The organism is Luteimonas sp. GW821-FHT14E02, from assembly GCF_058803905.1.
The window spans coordinates 23,443-42,977 of the sequence record NZ_JBXAPK010000003.1 but is presented as its reverse complement, the minus strand read 5'-3'; the positions used below and the strand labels follow the sequence as shown (position 1 = coordinate 42,977).

Below are 19,535 nucleotides of genomic sequence, written 5' to 3'. Positions count from 1 at the left end.
ATTCCCAGTCCCGTTATGGACAAGCAGGCCGCTCCGGACACTGCGTTCTTCGCACTTCCCGACCATCGCATCATGGCACTGACCGGCCGGGATGCGGTCGCCTATGCACAGGCTCAGTTCATGAACGACGTGGCCGCGCTCGCCGACGGCCACTGGCAATGGAACGGCTGGCTGACGCCGAAAGGACGCGTGATCGCGTTGTTCGCGCTCTTGCGTCTGGATGCCGAAACCCTGTGGCTGGTGTTGCCCGATGCGGATGCCGAAGCCGTCGCGACCAAGCTGCGGGCCTTCGTCTTCCGGCGCAAGGCGTCATTCGCCGTGCGCGATGATCTGCACGTCGGCGGCGCGTTCCTGGCCCCGGCCACTGCCGCGCGCGATCGGTTTGCGAGCAAGGCCGATGGCACGCTCGAACTGGATGTCGGCACCACGGATCAACCACGCACGCTTCGCATCGGTTCCGCATCCACCACCGAGGACACGAATGCTCTCGCCCGCTGGCGCGCATTCGATCTGGCGCACGGCCTGCCACGCCTGCCCGCCTCGCAAAGTGAGCATTGGACGCCGCAGCAGCTTTCGCTTGATCGCCTGCATGCATACAGCGTGAAGAAAGGCTGCTATCCCGGCCAGGAAATCGTCGCCCGCACCCATTTCCTCGGGCAGGCGAAGCGGCATCTGACCCTGCTGCAAGCCGCAACTCCGATCGAAGTCGGGGATGAGGTCGCCGAGGACAACCGCGCCGCCGGCACCGTCCTGTCCACCGCGTTCCAGTCTGGGGAGACGCCGCGCCATCTCGCCCTGGCCGTGCTGCCACTGGAGCGCGGCGGGGCGCCGCTGCGGATCGCCGGCGTGCCGGCCGAGACCGCGCCCCTGCGGGAAGGGCTCGCCCGCTAAAGGCCTGCTCGCCAAGGGCCGTTACCAAGGGCCGGCTCGCTGGCGCTTTTCACGCGCCGCCTGCGCGCGAACCGCAAATCCCATCGATATATTCGGCAACAGGGACTTGCTAAGCTGCCCGCGGACGCCACGCAGGCCCGCGGTTTTCGCGCCCGCTCGAGGAAAGCGTCCTCACGGTTTCGCTCATCCGCTCCAGGGGAACACATCATGAATCGCTCCATCTTCGCATCTGCCGCGGCATGCGTGCTCGTGCTCGCGCTGTCCGCCTGCTCCAGCCAGCAGAAGAACACCCGCAACAACAAAGACTCCGGGACAGCGCAGGACAACGCGTCGCTGTCCTACGTGCAGAAACTCTCCGCCGACAGCCTGTTCGCCTTCGGCAAGGCTGATCTTTCCAATCTGAGCGAGACCGGTCGCGGCGAACTCGACGCGCTCGCCACCAAGGCGCTCGCGAACGACAGCCTCAGCACGATCCACGTCATCGGCTACAGCGACCGGATCGGCAGCGACAAGTCCAACATCGCGCTGTCCACGCGCCGCGCCAACGCCGTGCGCGACTATCTGATCCAGCGCGGCGTTCCGGCCGGACAGATCACCGCCGTCGGCCGCGGCAGCGTCGAACCGGTCGTGGAGTGCAAGACGGAAAAGGGACAGGCCCTGATCGACTGCCTGGCGCCGAACCGCCGCGTCGAGATCCGCGTGGAACCGCGCAACTGACCTCCGATCAACGCATCGCCAAACACGGCAAGGCAAAAACCCCTCCACGCGGAGGGGTTTTTTTATTGGCGCAGGATTGCGCCGTCACCAATCCGCGAACGGTCGAGAGCAAGCCCCACTAAGGCGCACGCTCCATGCACTCGGCGGAAATCTTGGCCCCGCCTACTCCCGCGGGAATCCCCATCTGCCTGTCGCGATTGTATTCGTCGAATTCCTGCTTGCACTGATCCTGGCTGATGGGCGGTTTGTCGTAGTCGTAAGTCGCGCAACCCGCCAACGACAAGAGCAACGCAACGATGAGAGCGGTTTTTTTCATGGCGATATGAATCCGCTGTGGAATTTTCACCTTACCACGCTAACCAGCCAAAAACCGGCCATTTTTCGCGAATCACGCCTCAAGCCGAGAGGCTGACGAAAGCTTCGCGCAAGGTCTGCACGCTGCCGCAATACGATGGATCGTAACCAGGCAACATGCCGAGTTCGTGGCGGAAGATCGGATCGCGCAGCAGCGCGAGCAATTCGGTCAGGCGCGCGGATTGCAACGCTTGCTCGCGGCAGAGGAAGAAATAATGCTCGGTGAGGATCGGCACATAATCCAGGCCGTAACGACGCGCCGGCGGCTCCAGGCCAAGGCCGGCATCGGCGAGCCCGCTGGCCACATAGGCCGCCACGGCGGCGTGGGTAAATTCCTCGACGTCGCAGCCATGGATGGCGGACAGTTCCAATCCCTGCCGCGCCAGCATGCATTCCAGCAGCAACCGCGTGCCGGAACCGGGTTGGCGATGGATGAAACGCACATCGTCGCGCAACAGATCACTGAGCACGCGCAGATGCTTGGGATTGCCGGGCGCGACGACCAATCCCTGCCGGCGCATCGCCAGATGCACGACACGATCGTTTTCGAGATCGAGGCGATCCAGATAGTGCTGCAACAACTCGCCTTCCAGTTCGCCGATCGGCAGATGCAGGCCGGCAAGATCGCAGCTGCCCGCGCGCAACGCGCTCAGCGCGTCGTCCGGGCTGCGGTACTTGAGATCGAGTGGCAGACCGGCGGCGGCCATGGCCCTGCGCAGCGTCTCCACGCCAAAACCATGCGAGGCATGCAGGCGCAGTGGCGCGGCATCCGCCGTCATGCTGCGTTCGAGCTCTGCTTCCAGCTCGGTCGCGAGGCTGTCGAGCGTGGGCGACAGGCGCGCGGCGATGCGGTTGTCCGCCCAGATCAGGCGCTCGCCCAGCGCCGTCAGGCGCGCCCCGCGGCCGCGCGTGGAACGCAGCAGCGGCAGGCCGAACAGCTGGCGTGCCTCGCGCAGCAGGCCCCATGCGTAGCGATAGGACACCCCGGCTTCGCGACTGGCCGCTGCCAGCGAACCGGTGGCGTGCACGGCCAGCAGCAGCTCGATCAGCCGCGGCGGCATCTCCCGGCCGTCGGCGGTGCGCAGCTCCCATTGCGGGCGGATGGTGACCTTGTACATGCGTTCGCACCCTTCCGGTCGGCGCTGGTGCTGCGCGGCAACACTGGCGATGCGCCTATTTAATAGGCTATTGGAATCCTATTATTAGACCATCGCACTCAAGCAAATTCCTGTCAAATGGGGATAATTCCTCCCGATCCTCGAACCTATTGTGTTTTTAAAAGCATATTTATCGACTGACAGTCTCCGCCAGCCGCCACACCTCGGGAGGGTTCATGGCCAGCACAGACGTAGTGGAGTCGCCAACTCGGGAATTCCCCGGGGAGGGACACGGCTTCCAACAGCACGGCTTCCTGTCGCGCGAACGGATCGTCGCCAAACCCGGCTTCAATCGCTGGCTGGTACCGCCGGCGGCGCTCGCCATCCACTTGTGCATCGGCATGGCCTACGGCTTCAGCGTGTTCTGGCTGCCGCTGTCGAAGGCGATCGGCATCACCCAGCCGGTCGCCTGCCCCGCCGACATGGGCACGCTGGCGCAGCTGTTCACCACCACCTGCGACTGGCAGGTAAAGATGCTGGGTTGGATGTACACGCTGTTCTTCGTGCTGCTGGGCTGCTCCGCGGCGTTGTGGGGCGGCTGGCTGGAGCGCGTGGGCCCGCGCAAGGCCGGCGTGGTCGCCGCGGTGTGCTGGGGTGGTGGTCTGCTGATTTCCGCGCTCGGCGTGTACCTGCACCAGTTGTGGCTGATGTGGCTCGGCTCGGGCGTGATCGGTGGCATCGGGTTGGGCCTGGGCTACATCTCGCCGGTGTCGACGCTGATCAAGTGGTTCCCCGATCGTCGCGGCATGGCCACCGGCATGGCGATCATGGGCTTCGGCGGCGGCGCCATGATCGGCTCGCCGCTGGCCGACATCCTGATGCGGCACTTCGCCACCGGCAGTTCGGTCGGCGTGTGGCAATCGTTCGTGGTGATGGGCCTGCTCTACTTCACCTCGATGATGTGCGGCGCACTCGGCTATCGCGTGCCGCCGCCCGGCTGGAAACCCGCGCACTGGACGCCGCCCGTGACCAACGGCAACGCCATGATCACCAGCGCGCAGGTGCATCTCGACCAGGCCTGGCGCACACCGCAGTTCTGGCTGATCTGGGCAGTGCTGTGTCTGAACGTCACCGCCGGCATCGGCGTGATCGGCATGGCTTCGCCAATGTTGCAGGAAGTGTTCGGCGGCCGGCTGATCGGCGTCGACGCCGGCTTCAAATCGCTGGACGAAGCGCAACTGAAGGAACTGGCGACGATCGCCGCCGCCTTCACCGGCCTGCTCAGCCTGTTCAACATCGCCGGCCGCTTCTTCTGGGCCTCGCTGTCGGACAAGATCGGGCGCAAGGCCACCTACGCCGTGTTCTTCCTGTTTGGCATGGTGCTTTACGCCTCGGCACCGCATCTGGGCGCCACCGGCAGCGTCGCGCTGTTCGTGCTCGGCTTCGGCATCATCCTGTCGATGTACGGCGGCGGCTTCGCCACGGTGCCGGCGTATCTGGCCGACATGTTCGGCACGCGCATGGTCGGCGCGATCCACGGGCGCCTGCTCACGGCCTGGGCCGCGGCCGGCATCTTCGGTCCGCTGATCGTCAACTACCTGCGCGACTGGCAGCTCGGGCGCGGCCTGCCGCCCGCGCGCGTGTACGACCAGACGATGTACATCCTCGCCGGATTGCTCTTGCTCGGCCTGATCTGCAATCTGCTGATCAAGCCGGTGGATCCGAAATATCACATGAGCGAACAGCAACTGCGCGAGACCGAGCCACCCAAGCCGATCGCCGCCTCCCCCGATGCGCCCGTCCATGCGCCGTCTGTCGGCGGCCCGGGCGCTCTGGTGGCGATCTGCTGGCTCGCGGTCGGCATCCCGCTGGCGTGGGGTGTATGGATCACACTGCAGAAAGCATTCGTGTTGTTCAATTAAGCTCCAGGATGGAAAACACCGATGGGCAAACGCTCTAGGCAAATCGAATCGGTTACGCAGGTCGTTCCGCAGCTTGCCGCTTCGCAGCAGCAGGCGGTGTCTGTGGCGATCGAGCGGCATCGCGACCGGCCCGGCGCACTGCTGCCGATCCTGCACGACGTGCAGGACGCGCTCGGCTTCGTGCCGGAAGGCGCCGTCGCGCCGATTGCTTCCGCCCTCAACCTCAGCCGCGCCGATGTACATGGCGTGATCAGCTTCTATCACGAGTTCCGCACCGTGCCGGCGGGCCGGCACGTGGTGAAGCTGTGTCGCGCCGAGGCCTGCCAGTCGATGGGGGCGCGCGCGCTGGAAGCACACGCACGACGCAGGCTCGGATTGAAAACAGGCGAGCACGACACGCCTGATCGCGTCTTCACGCTGGAGCCGATTTATTGCCTCGGCAACTGCGCGCTGTCGCCTGCGATGCTGCTCGACGGCGAATTGCACGGCCGCGTGACGCCCGAGCGCTTCGATGCGCTGATCGAAGCCAGCCTGACGGAAGAGCACGCTTGAACGCCGTCACCGTCTACGTGCCTGATGATGCCGCCGCCGTTTCGGTCGGCGCGAACAAGGTCGCCGATGCGATCGCGTACGAAGCGACTGCACGCGGCGTGGAAGTGCGCATCGTCCGCAACGGTTCCCGCGGGTTGCTGTGGATCGAACCGCTGGTGGAGATCGCGACACAGGCCGGCCGAATCGCCTACGCACCGGTCGCGCCGGAAGATGTCCCGTCCCTCTTCGACGCAGGCTGGTTGCAGGGTGGCGAACACCGTCTCCGCCTGGGCAATGTCGAAACGCATCCGTATTTCGCCAAGCAGGAACGCCTGACCTTCGCCCGCGTCGGCCTGATCGATCCGCTCGATCCCGACGACTACGCCGCGCATGGCGGCTGGAAAGGACTGCAGCGCGCCCTGGAAATGCCGCAAGCCGACATCGTGCAAGCCGTCACCGACTCCGGCCTGCGCGGACGCGGCGGCGCGGCATTCCCGGCGGGCATCAAATGGCGCACCGTGCTGGACACGCCCGCCGCGCAGAAATACATCGTCTGCAATGCCGACGAAGGCGACTCCGGCACCTTCTCCGATCGCATGCTGATGGAAGGCGATCCGTTCTGCCTGATCGAAGGCATGATCATCGCCGGCATCGCCACCGGTGCCACGCAGGGCTACATCTACCTGCGCAGTGAATACCCGCATGCGTGGCGCAAGCTCAATGCCGCCATCGCTCGCGCTTACCAGGCCGGCTGGCTCGGTGAGAAGGTCGGTGGATCGCAACATCGTTTCAACCTGGAAGCGCGCCTCGGCGCCGGTGCCTACATCTGCGGCGAGGAAACCTCGCTGCTGGAAAGCCTGGAAGGCAAGCGCGGCATGGTGCGCTTCAAGCCGCCGCTGCCGGCGATCGCTGGCCTGTTCGGCAAACCCACCGTGATCAACAACGTGATCACGCTGGCATCCGTGCCCTTCGTATTGAGCGAAGGCGCGGCGACCTATCGCGATTACGGCATGGGCCGTTCGCGCGGCACCTTGCCTCTGCAACTCGCCGGCAACATCAAGCATGGCGGCCTGGTCGAGAAGGCTTTCGGCCTGACCTTGCGCGAACTGTTGTACGACTATGGCGGCGGCAGTGCCAGCGGACGACCGATCCGCGCGGTACAGGTCGGCGGACCGCTCGGCGCCTATCTGCCCGAATCCCAGTTCGACACGCCGCTCGATTACGAAGCCTTCGTCGCCATCGGCGCGATGCTTGGTCACGGCGGCATCGTCGCGTTCGACGACAGCATCGACATGCGCGAACAGGCGCGCTACGCCATGGAATTCTGTGCCATCGAATCCTGCGGCAAGTGCACGTCGTGCCGCATCGGCTCGACGCGCGGTGTCGAGGTGATCGATCGCATCAAGACCACAAGCGGGGACGGCGTGCAGGCAGCCCTGCTGCGCGATCTGTGCGAAACGATGCTGCACGGCTCACTGTGCGCGCTCGGCGGCATGACGCCCTACCCCGTGCTCAGCGCGCTGAATCATTTTCCGGAAGATTTCGGCAACCGGCCCCACGAAGCCGCTGTTGCATCCTAGTCAGAAGCTGGAGGCCCCATGCGATCCATCGCCGAACGAGATCTTGGCACCCCCGCCCCGCAATTCGTGGAGCTGGAGCCTTTGCAGACGGTCTGGCTGGAGATCGACGGAGAACGCGTCGAAGTACCGGCGGGCACCTCGATCATGCGTGCCGCTGCCATCGCCGGCACCCAGATCCCGAAACTCTGCGCCACCGATTCGCTGGAGGCTTTCGGATCCTGCCGGCTGTGCCTGGTCGAGATCGAGGGCCGCAAGGGCTACCCGGCTTCCTGCACCACGCCGGTCGCCGAAGGCATGATCGTGCGCACGCAGTCGCCGAAGCTCGCACAGCTGCGACGCGGCGTGATGGAACTGTACATCTCCGACCATCCGCTCGACTGCCTCACCTGCCCCGCCAATGGTCACTGCGAACTGCAGGACATGGCCGGCGTGGTCGGCCTGCGCGAAGTGCGCTATGGCTACGACGGCGAAAATCACGTCAAACCGCAGCGTGCCGATGGCAGCAGCAATCCCTTGTTCATCGGCAAGGACGAATCCAATCCTTATTTCGCCTTCGATCCGTCGAAGTGCATCGTGTGCTCGCGCTGCGTGCGCGCCTGCGACGAAGTGCAAGGCACGTTCGCATTGACGATCCAGGGCCGCGGTTTCGAATCCAAGGTGTCGGCGAGCCAGGACCAATCCTTCCTCGAATCCGAATGCGTGAGCTGCGGCGCCTGCGTGCAGGCCTGCCCCACTGCCACGCTGTCGGAGAAATCTCTGATCACGATGGGCCAGGCCGAGCACAGCGTGGTTACCACCTGTGCCTACTGCGGCGTCGGCTGCTCCTTCCGCGCCGAGATGCAGGGCGAGGAACTCGTGCGCATGGTGCCCAACGCGGACGGTCACGCCAATCACGGCCACTCCTGCGTGAAGGGTCGTTTCGCGCTCGGCTACGCCACGCATCCGGACCGCATCACCACACCGATGATCCGCGCCAGGATCACCGATCCCTGGCGCGTGGTGAGCTGGGAAGAGGCGATCGCCCATGCCGCCAGCGAATTCAAGCGCATCCAGGCCGAGCACGGCCGCTTCGCCATCGGCGGCATCACGTCCTCGCGCTGCACCAACGAGGAAACCTATCTGGTACAGAAATTGGTGCGCGCCGGCTTCGGCAACAACAACGTCGATACCTGCGCGCGCGTCTGCCACTCGCCGACCGGTTACGGCCTGAAGCAGACGCTCGGCGAATCCGCCGGCACGCAGGATTTCGATTCCGTTCGCGATTCCGACGTCATCCTGGTGATCGGCGCCAATCCCACCGACGGCCATCCGGTGTTCGCTTCGCAGATGAAGCAACGCCTGCGCCGCGACCATGCTTCTCAAGAGCCCGGAAAGAACAACGCCAAACTGATCGTCATCGATCCGCGCCGCATCGATCTGGTCGAAACGCCGCACATCAAGGCCGACTACCACCTCAAACTGCGCCCCGGCACCAACGTGGCGATCCTCAATGCCCTCGCCCACGTGATCGTCACCGAGGGCCTGGTGAACGAGGAATTCGTCGCCGCGCGCTGCGAACCGGATGCGTTCGCCAAATGGCGCGCCTACGTCGCGGACCCGTCGCGTTCGCCCGAAGCGATGGAGGCCGAACTCGGCGTCCCGGCCACGCTCGTGCGCGGCGCCGCGCGGCTCTATGCCACCGGCGGCAATGGCGCGATCTACTACGGCCTCGGCGTCACCGAACATTCCCAGGGTTCCACCGCAGTGATGGGCATCGCCAACCTCGCCATGGCCACCGGCAACATCGGGCGGCGCGGCGTCGGCGTGAATCCGCTGCGCGGGCAGAACAACGTGCAGGGTTCCTGCGACATGGGATCGTTCCCGCATGAACTTCCGGGCTACCGGCACGTCTCCGACGGCACGGTGCGCAGCCTGTTCGAGCAGGAATGGAACGTCACGCTGCACGACGAACCCGGCCTGCGCATTCCCAACATGTTCGAAGCCGCGCTCGACGGCACCTTCCGCGGCCTGTACATCCAGGGCGAGGACATCGGCCAATCCGACCCCAACACCCAGCACGTCACCGCCGCGCTGTCGGCGATGGAGTGCGTGGTGGTGCAGGACCTGTTCCTCAACGAAACCGCCAAGTTCGCGCACGTGTTCCTGCCCGGCAGCTCCTTCATGGAGAAGGACGGCACCTTCACCAATGCCGAGCGCCGCATCTCGCGGGTACGCAGGATCATGGCGCCGAAGGCTGTCTACGCCGATTGGGAGGTCACCCAGCTGCTGTCGAACGCGATGGGCTACCCGATGCATTACGCGCATCCGTCCGAGATCATGGACGAGATCGCCCGGCTCACGCCAACCTTCACCGGCGTCAGCTTCGAGAAACTCGATCGCCTGGGCAGCATTCAGTGGCCCTGCAACGCCGAGCATCCGCAAGGCACGCCGACCATGCACATCGGCGAGTTCGTGCGCGGCAAGGGCAAGTTCATGCTCACGCCATATGTCGCGACCAGCGAGAAGGTCACGATGCGCTATCCGCTGCTGCTCACCACCGGCCGCATCCTCAGCCAGTACAACGTTGGCGCACAGACGCGGCGCACCGCCAACACGGTCTGGCACGACGAGGACCGGCTGGAACTGCATCCGCACGATGCCGAGGAGCGTGGCGTCAACGATGGCGACTGGGTCGGCGTGGAAAGCCGCGCCGGCGAGACCGTGCTGCGCGCTCGCATCACCGATCGCGTGCAGCCGGGCGTGGTCTACACCACCTTCCACTTTCCAGGTTCGGGCGCGAACGTGATCACCACCGACAATTCGGACTGGGCCACGAACTGTCCCGAGTACAAGGTCACCGCCGTGCAGGTGACCCGCGTCACGCAGCCGTCGGAATGGCAGCGGCGACACAAGGTCTTCGACGAATTCCAGTCGTCGCTGCTGCCGGAAACCAGGTTGTCAGAAACAGGGCTGCCGGAAGTGGCGGCGCCCTGAGCCGTGAGCACAGACACCATGACCGCCGAACCGTCCGCACAATCGCCGCAAGGCAGCGTGCTGCGCCCTGTCGAGCGCCATCGCGCCGATGCGGAGCGTCGTTTCGACGATCACATCGCCGAGGAAGTGCCGGTCGCTTTCGTCTACAACGATCAACCGTTCGCGGTGATGATGGCCACACCGGCCGACCTTGAAGATTTCGCGCTCGGATTCGCCATGAGCGAGGGCATCGTCGGCGATGCGGCGGAAATCGGAATCGAGAGCATCGACCATCTGCTGGAAGGCGTCGAAATCCGAATCCGCATCCCGGAAAACCGGCAGGACGCGCTGGAGCGCCGCCGGCGCTCCCTAAGCGGGCGCAGCGGCTGCGGTATCTGCGGAAGCGAACTCCTCGAAGCGGCGCTGCGAAGGCCGGAGCCGGTCGGCGAAGGCATCCGCACGACCCCGGAAGCCCTGCACCGCGCCTTGCGCGAGTTGCGCGACCGTCAACGCCTCAATGCGCACACCGGCGCCACTCATGCCGCCGGCTTCGCCGATGCTCAAGGTGAGGTGCTGCTGGTACGCGAGGACGTCGGCCGCCACAATGCGCTCGACAAGCTGATCGGCGCCATGCATCGCGCCAACTTAGATCCGCAATCCGGCTTCGCCGTCGTCACCAGCCGCGCCAGCTACGAGATGGCGATGAAGGCCGCGAGCGCCAATCTGCCCATGCTCGCGGCTGTCTCGGCGCCGACGGCGCTGGCGATCTCGCTCGCCGAACACAGCAACCTCACCCTGATCGGCTTCGCGCGCGAGGATGGTTACGCGCTCTACACGCATCCGCGACGCCTGCAGCACGACGCCACGCCATGACGACCCCATGAATGTGACCCGCCTGGCCGAAATGGCCAACGACATCGCCCATTATTTCGACGCGGAACCCGACCGCGTCGCCGCCATCGACAGCATGGTGTCGCACCTGCAACGTTTCTGGGAGCCGCGCATGCGCCAGCAGATCATGCTGTATCTGCAGGAAGAGGACGGCGCGGGGCTCTCCTCCTTCGCTCGCGAATCCATCGCCGAACTGGCGCGGCGGTCGCACACGCCGCCGCGCTGACGATATCCATCGGGCCGGAGCTTCAGCTTCGGTCGTGCAGCTTCACCCAGTCGGCGTACTTGTCCACCCAGCCTTGCAGAAACTTGCGGGTGTCGTCATTGCCGATGTTGCCATCCGCGTCGATCAACCCGTCCTTGTATTGCAGGAACACCTCCACCTGCCCCATCGTCGGCACGTCCAGGTAGGCCAGGACATTGCGCAGATGCTGCTGCGCCAACGCGGTTCCGATCGCGCCCACCGAAATGCCGAGCACGCCCGCCGGCTTGCCCGCGAACGAATTCGTTCCCCATGGGCGTGATCCGATATCGATGGCGTTCTTGAGCACGCCGGGAATGGAGCGGTTGTATTCCGGCGTCACGAACAACAGCGCATCGGCTTCGCTCACCTGCTGTTTCAGGCGCTTGCCGGTCTCGGGATAGTCCCCATCGAAATCCTGCGTGTACAGCGGCAGATCGTCGATGCGGACGTGTGCAAACTCGAAATCGGCCGGGGCCAGCTTCTCGATGGCCCTGGCGAGCTTCTTGTTGTGCGAATCCTTGCGCAGACTGCCAATCAATACGGCGACCTTGGTCTTGCTCATGACGGCTCTCCCAAGAATGGAATCTTCAGACTACCCCTCCGCACGTTTCGAAAAAGTGTCGAAGACGGAAGAAACCGTTCCGCAGGCACCGGCAATCAGGGCTGCGGCTAAACCAGCGTCTCCGCCGCCGCAACGATCTCTTCTTCCGAAGGAATCACCAGGAACGCGGCCCCCGCCAGTGGCGTGAACGTATCCGCGCCGACCACGCGACGGAACGGCCGCGCCCCGAAGCCGCCCTCGACCACCGCCGTGATGATGCCCTCGCCCACGCCGGCACTGCGACGGCCTTCGTCGACGATCAGGATGCGTTTGGCGGTCTTGGCCTGCTCGCGAATGAACGTTTCGTTGAGAGGCACCAGCCAGCGCAGATCGACCACGCGCGTCTTCCAGCCGTATTTCTTCTCCAACGTGCGCGCGGCACGCAGGCTCATCGGTACGCCGTTGCCGAAAGTGAAGACCACCAGGTCATCGCCTTTTCCGTAGACACGTCCCTCGCCAAGCGGCATCGCCTGATCCGGCGATGGGTACTCGGTCATCCACGCGCCGTCGCCGGCCTCGTAGAGATCCTTGGTCATGTAGAGCGCAATGGGTTCGAGGAAGGCGCAGACGCGTCCATCCACTTTCGCCAGCGCCGCCAGCGTGCGCAGCATCGTTGCCGCGTCGTCACCGCGGCTCGGGCAGCCGACGACCAATCCAGGGATGTCGCGCAGCGCGGTGATCGAATTGTCGTTGTGGAAATGCCCGCCGAAACCGCGCTGATACCCCAGCGAGGCGATGCGCATCACCATCGGGTTCTGGTACTGGCCGTTGCTGAAGAACTGCAGGCTCGATGCTTCGCCGCGAATCTGGTCGCAGGCATTGTGGAAATACGCCAGATACTGAATTTCCGGCAGCGGCAACATGCCCATGTTGGCATAGCCCTGGGCCAGGCCGAGGATGATCGTCTCGTCCAGCAGCGTGTTGAACACGCGCTTGTTGCCGAAGGCCTTGTGCAGCCCTTTGGTAACCGTGTACACGCCGCCCTTCTGCGCCACGTCCTCGCCGAACAACAATGCCTCAGGATATTTGCAGAACAGGTCGTGCAGCGCATTGTTGATGTGGATGGCGAGGTGCTTCGGCGCCTGTTTCTCGGGAAGTTTCGCTTCGCCGCCGAAGACCGCCGGACGCTTGTCCGCGAAATCGAAGCGCTCGGCTTCCGCTTTCACTTTCTTCGGCGTGTACGGCGCCAATGGCGCCATGACTTCCTGCAACGTCGACAGACGCGGACGCCGGTCGGCATCCTCGGCTGCGGCGAAACATTTCTTGCGCGTGTCCTCGTACAGGGCGAGGACTTCGTCCTTCGACATCAATCCGGATTCGAGCGCGATCGCGGCGGAGCGCAACAGCGGATCGCTTGCCTCCACTGCGACCAGTTCTTCGATGCTGCGCCATTCGATCTCGAAGTCGGTGCCGGCGTGGCCCATGATCCGCGTCGTGCGCAGATGCAGGAACGTCGGGCGGCGCGTGCGCCGGCAATGCTCGACGGCACGCTGGACATCGCCGTATCCGGCTGCGAGATCGAGGCCATCAGCATAGAAATAGTCGAGATCGGGACGATTGCGGAAATTGCGGGACACCCAGCCGTCCGGCGTCTTCACCGAGATGCCGATGCCGTTGTCCTCGCACACGAACAACACCGGTGCCGGTAGTTTCTGGTACGCGGTCCACGCGGCGGCATTGAACGCGGTCTGCGCCGTGGCGTGATTGCTGGACGCGTCACCGAACGAGCAGATCGCGATGCTGTCATGCGGTATCGGCAGCTTGTGCCCGATGCGCCGCGCCTGCTCGATCGCGACCGCCGTGCCGAAGGCCTTGGGCAGATGCGACGCGATCGTCGAGGTTTGCGGCAACACCCACAACGGCTTGCTGCCCCAGACTTTGTGGCGGCCACCGCTGGCGGGATCTTCCTTGCTGGCGGCGAACGACAGCGCCGAATCCATCACCGGGTCCATGCCCGGCAGCTTGCGGAAGCGCTCGGCCATGAAGCCGCCGCTGCGGTAATGCAGGAACGCCGGATCGGTATGGCGCGTGAGACGCGCCACCATCGCGTTGCCTTCATGACCGGAGCTGCCGATGGTGTAGAAGACCTTGTTCTGCACGCGCAGCACGCGCGCCATCAGATCGAGATGGCGCGAGATCAGCTGCGATTCGAACAGTTCCCGGAATCCGCGCGCGTCGAGCGCACTACCATCGAGGATCGCATCATGCGAATCCCTCGCATCGGTATCGGAACGACCATTCCAGTCGCGCACGAATTCCTGGAAATTGACGTCGCAGATCTCGGCGCGATTGACGCCCTTCATGCGGGCGGGGATGGGATTTTTCGGTGCGTTCATATGTTTCTCTGCCATCTCATGATGCAAGATGGCACGTCGATGGAATTCAGGATGAGGGAGATGCCGCCAGCAATGCGGCGTTTTCCGTGGCGGGTTCGGGCATCGCCACGAAATCCGGCGTCTCGCGCACGCGCGCAAGCCAGGCGCCGATCGCCGGATAGGCGGCCAGATCGAAGCCGCCGTGATGAGCGACCTCGGTGTAAGCGAACAAGGCGATGTCCGCGATGCCGTAGCTGGCGCCGGTGAACCAGTCGTGCTCGCGCAGATGGTCCTCCATCACCGCCAGCGCCTGATGCCCGCGCTCGATGCAACGCGGCAATTCGGCTGCGCGGCGCGGCGAATCAAGTGGCGTCCAGCCGCGAATGAAACGTGCCACGGCGATGTAAGGCTCGTGGCTGTACTGTTCGAAGAACAGCCAGCCCATGGCCTGCGCGCGTTGCCAGGCGTCTTCAGGCAAATATGACGTACCTTCGGCCAGCCAAAACAGGATCGCGTTCGATTCTGCAAGCACCCGTCCATCATCGAGTTCGATGATCGGCACGCGGCCGTTGCGGTTCCTGGCGAGAAATTCCGGCGTGCGCGTTTCGCCTTTGCTGCTGTCGATCTCGACCCAGCGATAGGCGCGGCCGAGCTGCTCCAGCAACAATCGCACCTTGTGGCAGTTTCCCGAGACCGAATAGCCGTATGCGGTGATCATATCGAAGCCTGTTCTGGCGAGTCGTGCTCTGACGAGGCGTGTTTTGACGATGTGTGTTTCGCGGAGCGCCGCGCGAACCATTCTTCGCGCGTCTGGCCCCAGATCTCGACTTCCTTGTCGTCGAATGGCTCAGGCAGGCGTCCATAACGCAACAAACGCGCGCCGACCCCGGCCGCGACCTTCTTCGACGGCACATTGGCAAGATCGATCGTATGGATCACCTCGGTCCAGCCGAGCGCCTCGAATGCCCAGTCCATGGTGGCCTCGGCGCTCTCGACCGCGTATCCCTTGCCGCAGGCATCGGCCACGATGCCCCAGCCGACCTCGGTGCCGGGCCAGCCTTCCGGCCGCCACGGGCCGACACGGCCGATCCAGCGCCCGCTGCCCTTCTCGATCACCGAGAAGAATGCGAATCCATAGGCCGTCCAGCTGCCGATGACCGACATCATGTTGCGCCAGGCGACGGGCCGCGATTGCCGGCCACCGACATAACGGACATGCTCACCGTCGTCCATGAAGGCCGCCCAGGCGTCGAAATCCTCCAGGCGCGGTGGGCGCAGGATCAGGCGCTCGGTCTCGAGGGTGGGTCCGAGATCGATCACGGCCTCACCCTCACGATGCAATCTGCGAGGCGCGACGCTCGCGCCATTCATCGCGCGACTGGCCCCAGATTTCGACCGGATGGTCTTCGTAGGGCGCGGGCAGTTGACCCGGTCCGCGATTGCGGGAACCCAGGCGTTCGGCGAGCTTCTGCGAAGCGATGTTGCCGGGATCGATGGAGTGGATGACTTCCTTCCAGCCGAGCTGTTCGAAAGCGAACCCCATCGCCGCCTCGCCCGCCTCGGTGGCGTAACCCTTGCCCCAGGTAGCGCGACGGAACGACCAGCCGACTTCCGGCCCCGGCCAGCCTTCCGGTCGCCATGGGCCGATCTGACCGAGCCACTCGCCGCTCTTGCGATCGATCACCGAGAACATGCCGAAGCCCTGCACCAGCCAGGCGCCGGGCATCTGCAGGAATTTTCGCCACGCCTCGGCGCGCTTGAGCGGGCCGCCGACGAAACGGGCGGCTTCCTCGTCGCCGAAAAGCTCGGCGAATCCGTCGAAATCCTGCTGCTGCGGTACGCGCAGGATCAAGCGGCGCGTTTTCAGCTGTAGATGCATGATGTCCATGTTGCCTCCCTCCTTCTCCCTTCGGGAGAAGGTGCCCCGAAGGGGCGGATGAGGGCGGGGAAATTACTAGCCTGGGAATTGTCCCGCGGGCCGGAATTCTCCCGCCCTCATCCGGCGCTTCGCGCCACCTTCTCCCGGAGGGAGAAGGAAAAACTAGAACGCGTTGATGCCGGTCAGCTCGCGTCCCACCACCAGCTGATGCACGGTCTCGGTGCCCTCGTAGGTGATCACCGATTCCAGATTCAGGCCGTGGCGGATCGGGCAATGCTCGGTGGTGATGCCGGCGCCGCCGAGCAGGTCGCGCGCCTCGCGCGCGATATCGATCGCCATGCGGCAATTGTTCCACTTTGCCAGCGAGACCTGCGTGGGCTGCATGTTACCGGCGTCCTTCAGGCGGCCGAGCTGCAGCGAGAGCAACTGCGCGGTGGTGATGCGGCGCGCCCAGTCGGCCATCTTGATCTGCGCGCTCTGCGTCGCCGCCACCGGGCGGTTGAACAGCATGCGTTCCTTGGAATAGTTGAGTGCTTCGTCCAGACAGGCGATCGCGGCACCGATCGGACCCCAGGTGATGCCGTAGCGTGCCTGCGTCAGGCAACCGAGCGGTCCCTTGAGGCCCTTCACGTTCGGCAGGCGGTTCGCTTCGGGCACGCGCACGTTGTCGAAGAACAATGCGCTGGTCACCGAGGCGCGCAAGCTCATCTTGTGCTTGACCTCCTGGGCGGCAAAGCCGGGGAAGCCCTTTTCGACGAGGAAGCCCTGGATGCCCTCCTCGGTCTGCGCCCAAACGATGGCGATGTCGGCGAGGTTGCCGTTGGTGATCCACATCTTGGAACCGTTGAGCACCCAGTCGCCGCCGTCCTTGCGGGCGTTGGTCTTCATGTTGCCCGGGTCGGAGCCGCCATGCGGCTCGGTCAGGCCGAAACAACCGATCACCTTGCCGGCGGCCATGTCAGGCAGCCAGCGGCGGCGCTGTTCCTCGCTGCCGTAGGCGTAGATCGGGTACATGCACAGCGAGGACTGCACGCTGGCGAAGCTGCGGATGCCGGAATCGCCGCGCTCCAGTTCCTGACAGATCAGGCCGTAGCTGACGGCATTGAGGCCGGCGCAGCCGTATTCCTCGGGCAGCGACGAGCCAAGCAGGCCGAGCTCGGCCATCTCGGGGATCAGCTCCTTCGGAAAGCGGCCCTGGTCGAAGCAATCGCCGATGATCGGCAGCACGCGCTCGTCGGTGAACCGCGCCACCGTGTCCTGCACCGCGCGCTCCTCTTCGCTGAGCAGGGAGCGGACGTCGTACAGGTCATAGGGATGCAGGGCCATGGGAGCGATCTTGAAGAAGGGAAACGGGGATTTTAACCGGTCCTCGCGAGCGAAGCCCGATTGCCTGTGCGCAAAACGAAACGGGGCCGGATCGCTCCGGCCCCGTTTCGGGGAACATTGCTCAGCAAAACACGTTCGGGAAAAACACGCGTTTGAGAAAACGCTTACCGCATCGATCAGTAGCGGTTGCTGCCGCCGTCCGCCGACGCCGTCTGCGTCACCACCTGCCCGTCGATCACCGGCAGGCGCTGGCCCGGCTCGTTGTCCATGCGGACGGTGCGCTCCTGGCCGTTGTAGCGATAGGTCACGTCGTAGCCGACGGTGCGGTCCTCGTTGCCCAGGGCAATGCGGCTGCCCGGCTTGCTGCCGGTGCGCATGGTGCCGGTGGTGCCGTCCGGGTTGCGGTAGGTCACGTTGTAGGCCACCACGTGCGAGGACTGCGATGTATCGGAGACAGTGTGGCACTGGCGCTCGGTGCGGTTGACGACCTGGCCGCCGACGTGGCGACGGTCGATCTCGCGGCCGGCGAAGCCGCCGCCCACCGCGCCGGCGACGGTCGCCAGCTTGCGGCCGTTGCCGCTGCCCACCTGGTTGCCGATCAGGCCGCCGATGACGGCGCCGGCCACCGTGCCGCCGACGTTGCCGTCGCGCTCGGGCGCACGTTCCTGCACCACGACATCGTTGCAGACTTCGCGCGGGGTCGACTGGGTGGTGGTCTCGCGGACCGGCTCGGTGCCGATCACGGTGGCATAGAGCTTTTCGCTGTTGGTGATCGGCTTGACGTTCACTACGTCGGCGTAGTCGACGCGACCGCTGCCGGGGATGTTGTTGCCCTGGGCGGTGTCGCCCTGGAGAGCCGCATCCTGCTGCTGGGCGGGGTCGCCGGAGAGCTGCCCGGCGGTGGCCGGCGCGTCGGGCTTGCGGGCGCTCTGGAAGGCGGCGACGGAGACGCCCCCGACGAGCAGTGCTGCAATAGCGATGGCAATCGTGTTCTTGTTCATGGTGAGCCTCTCGTTGGGTGGCGGATGATCCGCTCTGATCGTGTCGGGTGAATTGCAGCATTCGCCAGCTGAACGCGTCCCGGTTGCCGACGCGCGAAGCTGACGCGGGGCTAAACTCGATATTAGGACAATTGGCGTTCCGTCGCCGTCAAAGCCCCATCTTTGCCCCCATCATCCGTCCGACGAGGTCACCTTCATGCCCAACCCCCTGCTCGCCCCCGTGCTGCGCTGGTTCGGTCGCCTGAGCTATCCCAAGCTCTTCCTGACGGCGGTGGTGCTGTTCCTCGTCGATGCCGTCGTGCCGGACTTCATTCCTTTCGCCGACGAGCTGCTGCTCGGCCTCGGGACGTTGCTGCTGGCGAACTGGAAGAAGCCCAAGCCAGCCGACGCGGACAAGACCATCGAAGGCGAAGCGACCCGCCGATGATCGCCCCCACCGCATGATGCTGATCGACAGCCACTGTCATCTCGACGCGCCGGAGTTCGATCCCGATCGCGACGCGGTGGTGCGCCGCGCGCGCGACGCCGGCGTGACGCGACAGATCGTGCCCGCGATCCACGCCGCCAGTTGGCCCGCGTTGCGCGATGTCTGCGCGACGGGCGACGGCTTGCATCCGGCTTACGGCCTGCATCCGATGTATCTCTCGGAACATCGTCCGGAACATGTGGATGCGCTGCGTCAATGGATCGAGCGCGAGCGGCCGGTCGCGGTCGGCGAATGCGGCCTGGATTATTTCGCCGAAGGATTGGATCACGACACCCAGCAGCATTATTTCGACGCGCAGCTGCGCCTCGCGCGCGAGTTCGACCTGCCGGTGATCGTGCATGCGCGGCGCGCCGTCGATGCGGTCATCGCCTCGATCCGACGCATCGGCCATCTGCGCGGCGTGGTTCACAGCTACTCCGGCAGTCCGGAGCAGGCGCGACAACTGTGGGATCTCGGTTTCCTGCTCGGTCTCGGCGGACCGGTCACCTACGATCGCGCCAACCGTCTGCGCCGACTCGCCGCCACGATGCCGCTGGAATTTCTGCTGCTGGAAACCGATGCTCCGGATCAGCCCGACGCCGGCATTCGCGGCGAACGCAACGAACCTTCGCGACTGATCGCCGTGCGCGACACCATTGCCGCATTGCGCGGCATCGACGCCGATGAGTTGAATGCTGCGACGACACGCAACGCGGAACGATTGTTCAAGCTTGCGCCCATCGACACGCACTAGCGCGGAATATCGTG

Annotated in this window: 18 protein-coding genes and 2 pseudogenes; 11 read left to right on the top strand and 9 right to left on the bottom strand. The window is 64.9% G+C overall.

Annotated elements, in window-relative coordinates:
* Positions 1–15: 15 nt before the first annotated feature.
* Complete coding sequence (ygfZ, locus tag AC1RNP_RS05900) at positions 16–891, top strand: CAF17-like 4Fe-4S cluster assembly/insertion protein YgfZ (protein WP_493050334.1); 876 nt, start codon at positions 16–18, stop codon at positions 889–891.
* 207 nt (positions 892–1,098) lie between these two features.
* Complete coding sequence (locus AC1RNP_RS05895; RefSeq protein ID WP_493050333.1) at positions 1,099–1,608, top strand: OmpA family protein; 510 nt, start codon at positions 1,099–1,101, stop codon at positions 1,606–1,608.
* Positions 1,609–1,726: 118 nt separating this feature from the next.
* Here the strand turns inward: AC1RNP_RS05895 and AC1RNP_RS05890 are convergent, their stop codons facing one another.
* Both AC1RNP_RS05890 and AC1RNP_RS05885 read right to left on the bottom strand, forming a co-directional pair.
* The gene (locus tag AC1RNP_RS05890; RefSeq protein WP_493050332.1) at positions 1,727–1,924 is read right to left on the bottom strand and encodes a hypothetical protein; all 198 of its coding nucleotides are present in this window, start codon (positions 1,922–1,924) and stop codon (positions 1,727–1,729) included.
* Positions 1,925–2,003: 79 nt separating this feature from the next.
* Positions 2,004–3,080 carry a substrate-binding domain-containing protein gene (locus AC1RNP_RS05885; RefSeq protein ID WP_493050331.1) on the bottom strand — a complete coding sequence of 359 codons (1,077 nt, stop codon included), beginning with the start codon at positions 3,078–3,080 and terminating at the stop codon, positions 2,004–2,006.
* A gap of 233 nt (positions 3,081–3,313) precedes the next feature.
* On the opposite strand from AC1RNP_RS05885, the pseudogene AC1RNP_RS05880 reads away from it, so the two are divergent.
* The 7 genes and pseudogenes from AC1RNP_RS05880 to AC1RNP_RS05850 form a co-directional block, all read left to right on the top strand.
* A pseudogene (locus AC1RNP_RS05880) lies at positions 3,314–4,828 on the top strand (OFA family MFS transporter); the annotation flags it as partial.
* A 48-nt stretch (positions 4,829–4,876) separates the two neighbouring features.
* Positions 4,877–4,981, top strand: a pseudogene (locus AC1RNP_RS05875) (MFS transporter small subunit); the annotation flags it as partial.
* Positions 4,982–5,002: 21 nt separating this feature from the next.
* Positions 5,003–5,533, top strand: coding sequence for a formate dehydrogenase subunit gamma (locus AC1RNP_RS05870; RefSeq protein ID WP_493050330.1), 531 nt, complete (start codon positions 5,003–5,005; stop codon positions 5,531–5,533).
* The gene (locus tag AC1RNP_RS05865) at positions 5,530–7,092 is read left to right on the top strand and encodes a formate dehydrogenase beta subunit (protein WP_493050329.1); all 1,563 of its coding nucleotides are present in this window, start codon (positions 5,530–5,532) and stop codon (positions 7,090–7,092) included. Before AC1RNP_RS05870 ends, AC1RNP_RS05865 begins: the two co-directional genes overlap by 4 nt.
* An 18-nt stretch (positions 7,093–7,110) precedes the next feature.
* The gene (fdhF, locus tag AC1RNP_RS05860) at positions 7,111–10,065 is read left to right on the top strand and encodes a formate dehydrogenase subunit alpha (RefSeq protein WP_493050328.1); all 2,955 of its coding nucleotides are present in this window, start codon (positions 7,111–7,113) and stop codon (positions 10,063–10,065) included.
* Positions 10,066–10,083: 18 nt separating this feature from the next.
* A complete protein-coding gene (fdhD, locus tag AC1RNP_RS05855; RefSeq protein ID WP_493050327.1) occupies positions 10,084–10,917 on the top strand; it encodes a formate dehydrogenase accessory sulfurtransferase FdhD in 834 nt (277 codons plus the stop codon).
* Positions 10,918–10,924: 7 nt separating this feature from the next.
* Positions 10,925–11,161 carry a formate dehydrogenase subunit delta gene (locus tag AC1RNP_RS05850; RefSeq protein WP_493050326.1) on the top strand — a complete coding sequence of 79 codons (237 nt, stop codon included), beginning with the start codon at positions 10,925–10,927 and terminating at the stop codon, positions 11,159–11,161.
* A 22-nt stretch (positions 11,162–11,183) separates the two neighbouring features.
* On the opposite strand, the gene AC1RNP_RS05845 is transcribed toward AC1RNP_RS05850, so the two are convergent.
* The 7 genes from AC1RNP_RS05845 to AC1RNP_RS05815 form a co-directional block, all read right to left on the bottom strand.
* A complete protein-coding gene (locus AC1RNP_RS05845; protein ID WP_493050325.1) occupies positions 11,184–11,741 on the bottom strand; it encodes an NADPH-dependent FMN reductase in 558 nt (185 codons plus the stop codon).
* Positions 11,742–11,848: 107 nt separating this feature from the next.
* Complete coding sequence (locus tag AC1RNP_RS05840; RefSeq protein ID WP_493050324.1) at positions 11,849–14,116, bottom strand: thiamine pyrophosphate-dependent enzyme; 2,268 nt, start codon at positions 14,114–14,116, stop codon at positions 11,849–11,851.
* 46 nt (positions 14,117–14,162) lie between these two features.
* Positions 14,163–14,813 carry a glutathione S-transferase family protein gene (locus AC1RNP_RS05835; RefSeq protein ID WP_493050323.1) on the bottom strand — a complete coding sequence of 217 codons (651 nt, stop codon included), beginning with the start codon at positions 14,811–14,813 and terminating at the stop codon, positions 14,163–14,165.
* Positions 14,810–15,415 carry a GNAT family N-acetyltransferase gene (locus AC1RNP_RS05830; RefSeq protein ID WP_493050322.1) on the bottom strand — a complete coding sequence of 202 codons (606 nt, stop codon included), beginning with the start codon at positions 15,413–15,415 and terminating at the stop codon, positions 14,810–14,812. The genes AC1RNP_RS05835 and AC1RNP_RS05830 overlap by 4 nt, the downstream gene beginning before the upstream one ends.
* 10 nt (positions 15,416–15,425) lie before the next feature.
* Positions 15,426–15,983 (bottom strand): GNAT family N-acetyltransferase, encoded by a 558-nt coding sequence (locus AC1RNP_RS05825; RefSeq protein WP_493050321.1) that lies wholly within the window; start codon positions 15,981–15,983, stop codon positions 15,426–15,428.
* Between the two features lie 153 nt (positions 15,984–16,136).
* The gene (locus AC1RNP_RS05820) at positions 16,137–17,300 is read right to left on the bottom strand and encodes an acyl-CoA dehydrogenase family protein (RefSeq protein ID WP_493050320.1); all 1,164 of its coding nucleotides are present in this window, start codon (positions 17,298–17,300) and stop codon (positions 16,137–16,139) included.
* Positions 17,301–17,476: 176 nt separating this feature from the next.
* Positions 17,477–18,301: a glycine zipper 2TM domain-containing protein gene (locus tag AC1RNP_RS05815; protein ID WP_493050319.1), complete on the bottom strand. Its 825-nt coding sequence runs from the start codon at positions 18,299–18,301 to the stop codon at positions 17,477–17,479.
* A gap of 196 nt (positions 18,302–18,497) precedes the next feature.
* On the opposite strand from AC1RNP_RS05815, the gene AC1RNP_RS05810 reads away from it, so the two are divergent.
* Together AC1RNP_RS05810 and AC1RNP_RS05805 are read left to right on the top strand one after the other, a co-directional pair.
* Entirely contained in the window at positions 18,498–18,728 is a 231-nt protein-coding gene (locus AC1RNP_RS05810) for a DUF6116 family protein (RefSeq protein WP_493050318.1), read from the top strand.
* A gap of 13 nt (positions 18,729–18,741) precedes the next feature.
* Complete coding sequence (locus AC1RNP_RS05805) at positions 18,742–19,521, top strand: TatD family hydrolase (protein WP_493050317.1); 780 nt, start codon at positions 18,742–18,744, stop codon at positions 19,519–19,521.
* Positions 19,522–19,535 lie beyond the last annotated feature (14 nt).